This is a genomic window from Vibrio sp. V39_P1S14PM300 (assembly GCF_009904765.1).
Taxonomy (GTDB): domain Bacteria; phylum Pseudomonadota; class Gammaproteobacteria; order Enterobacterales; family Vibrionaceae; genus Vibrio; species Vibrio proteolyticus.
The window spans coordinates 1-5,424 of record NZ_WXWP01000272.1 but is presented as its reverse complement, the minus strand read 5'-3'; the positions used below and the strand labels follow the sequence as shown (position 1 = coordinate 5,424).

The following is a 5,424-nucleotide window of genomic DNA, read 5'->3' as shown; positions in this document are numbered from 1 at the left end:
AATCAGAAATCATATTGGAGATACACCGTATTGTAGTTGCTGCCGCCTTTGATCCGACCAAACTGAGAGGCCTTTTCAAAAATGGCCGAGCGATGATGCAGCGAGTAACCAAACCACAGTTTTTTCAGCTCACGGTTATTGAACAGTTCGCCAACATTAACATCGAAGGAAAAGTCCAGATAATTCAATAGATGATTGGCTGTGTACCCTTTCCGCTCCATCTCGGATTGCTCAATGTAAGTGATGTTATCGATATACGACAAACCTTCGGCAAACCCAAACCGCCAGGTGGTTGGCCACTCGAAGGTGTAATACGCTTTGATCGCCGCGACGTATTCCGTGCTGCTGCTTTGTACCGCTGACGACCAATGATGAACCAGGCCTGGCGTGAGGTAGATATCCAATGGCAGGCCAAACAATTCGTCTGTGAGCGGATGTCCGTAAAACACAGACGTCAGTTGGTTGTTGTACGGATCCTTTTCCCGATTAAACGAAAATATTTCCCCGATGTTGGAAGGCGTTCCCCAACCATGAGCCAGGCGCAGATAACGCTTGTTACTTAACGCCGATTTCGGCGCTTTGGTTTTGTCTCGGAAAAAACCGAATCCAACAAACAGTTCTCCCTGGGTTCTCTCTTCGACCGCTCGGCTGCGATAGGCCTTACTGTCGAGCACGGTAACACTCGCAGCCCCAAGCAGATACAGGTTAGAAGCCACATGATATCGGGCATCAAAACCAATATTGGCGTCAACACCAGGGCCAATCCGCTCGTTGGTGTACTCTGAAAAAGCGTAATAAGTACTGTTAAAATCGGCGTCCTTAACACGCACCGTCAACGCCGGGTTGATGTCCCAGTCACCGGATTCAAATTGTGCCGAGAGGCGCAGATTGCCATGAAAACGAAATTCGTCATCACTCATGATTTCGGTATCAAAAGACCATTGCTCATCCATTCGGTAACGTAACTGCGCACCAAAATCGACCGCGTCCCCTTGATTGGCATTTTGTAAGGACGCCGGAATGTCGACAAAACGCAGCCGGGTCAGCGCCGAAATCCGCCATTCCTGCTCGGGTTCATTAAACAAAAACAGCCCAGCCTCAATGCCATCAATGAACAGGTGCTCATTTTGAAAGAACATCATCGGTACGAATGTAGACACGCTCTGATCCCCGTCTCGCGTATCGTACGGAACCGTCGCCATCCGATACATGGCTGCGATCCCCCAGTCTTGCTCAGGGCTATCTTTCGCTAAGGCGGACACCGGTACAGAACACAGACCCACTAGCCAAGGGAACGTACGCCAGCTTGTTGGTTGAAATTTCATTATTATTGGCTCCTGATGCGAGTCAATCGCTTTGCAATCGCGCCAGTATAAATCAGCCCCATTTGGCCACAGACTGTAAAATCGTTCAAAAGTGTAACCAATTTTCGCGCACACAATGTGCAAGCAGGCCCATGAAACATCCAACGCTGGGGCAGGAATAAAATGACATCACGCTGACGGTTTCCCTGTAACAATAGCTTATGTTTTCCGTCTCTTAGCCGATACAATAGACAATAATCTTAAACTTGTTTGAAAACGCCGTGAAAGCATCAGAACTCAAGCACATTCTGTCGTCTCTACCAGATCATGACGATCCTGTAATTGTCACCGGAGAAGAGTGGCTGCCAGAGCAACTGGTTGACGCCCGCCGGGACGGAGAACTCCTGTTTCTCAATTTCGACAGTGCCCCCGAAGACATCCAGGGTGAAGAAGAAGGTCGTGGATTTGTTGAGCACGAGATCGATATGATCCACTTGCGTCTGAAAGAGATTCTCGACTCAGACAGCGACAGTCACACCAAGGCAGATGCGATGTTGGCGCTGCTGCTCGCCGCACATGAAAAAACCAGTTCAGAGGTGATTGAGCTGTTAGAAACGGATTAAAAAAGCGGGCCTTTGAAAAAACGCAGTAAATTTCTTTGTGTGGGAACTTGTGATCGTTTTTGTTGACCACTATGTAATTAGATACAGACAATCAAAAAGGCTCTATCCCATGTTTAATTCCATCGCCAGCGCATTTAAACAGTTTCTGGAAGGTGGCGATTTGAGCAATGCTCAAACGGCCAACCCCAACCTGGCCATTGCCTGCTTACTGTGTGAAGTGGCCGACGCAGACCATCAGGTCGACGATAGCGAACGCAACGCTAAACTGGCGTTGCTCAGCCGTCTGACGCAACAAAGCGAAGCAGACGCCAGCGCATTACTGACCGAAGCCGAACACCGGGTTCAACATTCCGCTTCTCTGTATGATTTTACTGACCAGCTCAGAGACATGAGCCAGGCGCAACGCTTTGAACTGGTCAAAGCCATGTGGGAAGTTGCTCACGCAGACGGTGAAATTGACCCGCTTGAGGATGCTTTGATACGCAAAACAGCCGAACTCCTCTACGTCAATCACAGTGAGTTTATTCGGGCCAAACTGGCGGTCACGGAGAAGAATCAGAACCCATAAAAAAAGTGCGTGTGTAACGCACTCTTTTATTTTTCGGCAGAAGGTTAATCTAGTCACAGCACCGGCAGTTGATGCCAGCGTGCAAAAAAGACCAGACCAAGAACCTAATTTGCCAGCCATAACGTTGTTAGTATTAATTCCATGACTCAATCTCTATTGAGTGACAGAAACAGTCTAATCACAACAGATGACAAAAATATATAAAACCAATTTCATTTAAATGACAACAAACATCATCACAACATGGTCAGGGCCAGTTTGGCTAAGTTGTAGGCATCTACGTACCCGGAATGTTGGCGACCTTCCCACTCAATGCCCTTGGCTTCCTGCGCTGCCCGGTGGCCTATCCGCTTATCTTTCAGACGATGCTGAACCCGGTACAAGGTAGCCAGGTTAATGAACTCTTTGAACGGCACGTCCAACCCTTTGCGCTGACACTCTTCAATCAGGATCAGATCGTCTCGTCCCCAGGACGCATAGATTTTGTTCGGCCCGCCAAAGTTTTTGACCATCGACTGTAGCACCGCCTTTAAAGAACGCCCCTGTTTATCGATTTTACGTGGGGAAATGCCCGTCAGCTCGGTACAGAAATCGGAAACCTGGTCGTGTTCTGGTTTAACATAGTACTGGGCGCGTTTAACGATCTCACCTTTTGCCAGATCGATTTCCGCCAGACCAACTTCAATGATTTCGCCCGTCGTACCGACACCGTCTTCATTCCAGCAACACATTTCCAGATCAAAACAGACAATACGGTTATGATTCATCGTTCGCCTTATTCTATGCCCACGTAAAGTTAAAGCGCAGGATTCTACCTGAACTGAAGTCAAACATCGACCTACCTCAGTTTAACCGGGTGGAAAACCAGCGACAGTCACCCGATTCCGCCCGTTCTCTTTGCTGACGTACAACTGTTCATCCGCTGCACGCAGAATTTGTTCGGCATCATGGTGTTGATGCACCGCGGCGCCAATACTCAGACTACAGATCACCGGGCCAACATCAGACATCAGCGCATTGCCATGCACCATTGCCCTCACCCCATTCATATAGTGATGTAAACGACCGGGATCAATCTCACGTGAGATAATACAGAACTCGTCTCCCCCCATTCGCATAAATAAATCGTTGGGCTTTAACGCTTTTTCAATCAAACGTGACACATGGATCAGCATCTCATCTCCCACGATATGACCGTACTGATCATTGATTGACTTAAAGTGATCAATATCAAACGTCACCAAACTGAACGGCTTACGCGCTTTAATGTACTCTTCCAAAAATTGATTGAACGCACGGCGATTAAACAAGCCGGTCAGGCTGTCGTGTTCCACCAGAAAACGCAACTCGGCAGTGCGCTCTTCCAGCATGACCGACAAACGCTGACGCTCTCGTGCCAGCAGGTGGACAATAAAGCCAAGCATAAACGCCATCAGTAATCCGCCAATGCCAACCGCCACTAACGCCAGTTGATCATGTCGGGTGTAAGGTTGCGGCATTTTGTAGTCAATAATCCAACGGCGATTTGGCAACTCCAGGGTTTTACTGATTGCCGCACCTTTAACTTTGTCCCAGTTCGGGCTTTGAAACAGCACGGGTTCATCTTCCGAGTCATAACCCATGTCGGTAACACGAATCAGCAAGTCCTGCTCTGACGCAGTTTTGTTCATCAAGTTGTTGAAGTACATGTCGACTAGAACCACACCGACAACAACTCCAATCAACGTTTTGTTGTGCTGTTGATCAAAGACTGGCAGATAAACCAGTAAGCCACGCTTTTCCAGATCAGCGTCCAGCCCGTCAGCCAGCAACCTTACTTTGTCCGAGACATTGGCCTGACGTGTCTCACGCATTGACTCCAGTACCAGCTCAAACCGCAGTTTGGTCGAATAGAACCCCAGCAACCCGATATTCACCGGAGTGCGTGGATAGATATCACTCATGACAAAGATGGGGTCCTGATTTTTCATCACGTAGCCGTAAGTCTTCTTACCGTCCTTCGGGATGGTGTAGAGACGATAATCAGGAAAGATCTTACGCGCTTTAGCGACATGGTCGTTAATCTCATGTGCTTCCACTTTGGGCTGCCATTGCAATGTGATCAAACTTGGCGAGTTATTGATCAACTCATGCGCAAATACGCTGAACTGCCCCCAGTTTTCCGGAAAATTGGAATGGAAGAAGTTGGCGGCGGCCCCGATGTAGTTGATGTCATTCAACACAGAGCGCTGTAACGCATCCGTCTGACGTTGGGTGAGGTTTTCAAACACATGCAAGTTATCTTCACGCTGCTCGTAGTAGACGATCGCCATGGCGAGCAAGGTGACAACACTAGCTGAGAAGAAGGTGATGATTGAATAGGCTGAGCGACTTTTTCGATAAACTTTCATTACTTATTATAAATCGTCTGGAGCGATGTCTGGCTCAAATAAACCTGTCTAACAGCGTAGTCGAGCCACCTTAAGTGGCCCACTATTTATCTCATCTTTGAGAAAGAATGCTGCAGAATTTAGCTAAAAGACCGCCAAACACAGCCACTTATATTGAAAATATTCTTCAATGGATAAGGTCTCATTGAGCCATGAAATCGCTAAAATCAGAATACTTTTAATCAATTATCATCAATTAGACTTATTTTTTGGACAAAGATCTCACTCACTTCCTGTCTAAAAACCCGTCAATCAGAACGTTATTCCGCAATATGGGTTGTATTTCAACGAGCCATGCGGGTTGAATATGGTACTATTCGCCCCTATTTGACACTTAAGCATGGCGTAACGCCAAGGTGAGCAGTGAGCCGTCTCACCTGGAAATATTACAATTCAAAGAGAATTCATCATGAACTTCGATTTACAAATGGTCCCTCAAACTTTCGATATGCTTCACGCAGGTCTGGCGGCTTCCAGCTTGCTACTGCTGATCATTGCCG

Annotated in this window: 5 protein-coding genes and 1 pseudogene; 3 read left to right on the top strand and 3 right to left on the bottom strand. The window is 47.5% G+C overall.

Annotation, left to right across the window (positions count from 1 at the left end; genetic code table 11):
• Positions 1-2: 2 nt before the first annotated feature.
• Positions 3-1,325, bottom strand: coding sequence for a MipA/OmpV family protein (locus CAG65_RS13870; protein ID WP_161454025.1), 1,323 nt, complete (start codon positions 1,323-1,325; stop codon positions 3-5).
• A gap of 260 nt (positions 1,326-1,585) precedes the next feature.
• On the opposite strand from CAG65_RS13870, the gene CAG65_RS13865 reads away from it, so the two are divergent.
• The gene (locus tag CAG65_RS13865; RefSeq protein ID WP_040902118.1) at positions 1,586-1,927 is read left to right on the top strand and encodes a hypothetical protein; all 342 of its coding nucleotides are present in this window, start codon (positions 1,586-1,588) and stop codon (positions 1,925-1,927) included.
• Between the two features lie 109 nt (positions 1,928-2,036).
• Complete coding sequence (locus CAG65_RS13860) at positions 2,037-2,495, top strand: tellurite resistance TerB family protein (protein WP_021703511.1); 459 nt, start codon at positions 2,037-2,039, stop codon at positions 2,493-2,495.
• Positions 2,496-2,731: 236 nt separating this feature from the next.
• Here CAG65_RS13860 and CAG65_RS13855 read toward each other — a convergent pair whose 3' ends face one another.
• Together CAG65_RS13855 and CAG65_RS13850 are read right to left on the bottom strand one after the other, a co-directional pair.
• On the bottom strand, positions 2,732-3,262 hold the full coding sequence (locus tag CAG65_RS13855) for a 3'-5' exonuclease (protein ID WP_161454024.1): 531 nt from the start codon (positions 3,260-3,262) through the stop codon (positions 2,732-2,734).
• Between the two features lie 81 nt (positions 3,263-3,343).
• Positions 3,344-4,885: a sensor domain-containing diguanylate cyclase gene (locus CAG65_RS13850; RefSeq protein WP_237668814.1), complete on the bottom strand. Its 1,542-nt coding sequence runs from the start codon at positions 4,883-4,885 to the stop codon at positions 3,344-3,346.
• A 448-nt stretch (positions 4,886-5,333) separates the two neighbouring features.
• Here CAG65_RS13850 and CAG65_RS13845 point away from each other — a divergent pair.
• A pseudogene (locus tag CAG65_RS13845) lies at positions 5,334-5,424 on the top strand (DUF2760 domain-containing protein); the annotation flags it as partial.

Bases quoted from the DNA above. Each gene is read 5' to 3' on its own strand.
- CAG65_RS13870 (WP_161454025.1), bottom strand. From the start codon at position 1,325: ATGAAATTTCAACCAACAAGCTGGCGTACGTTCCCTTGGCTAGTGGGT.
- CAG65_RS13860 (WP_021703511.1), top strand. From the start codon at position 2,037: ATGTTTAATTCCATCGCCAGCGCATTTAAACAGTTTCTGGAAGGTGGC.
- CAG65_RS13855 (WP_161454024.1), bottom strand. From the start codon at position 3,262: ATGAATCATAACCGTATTGTCTGTTTTGATCTGGAAATGTGTTGCTGG.
- CAG65_RS13850 (WP_237668814.1), bottom strand. From the start codon at position 4,885: ATGAAAGTTTATCGAAAAAGTCGCTCAGCCTATTCAATCATCACCTTC.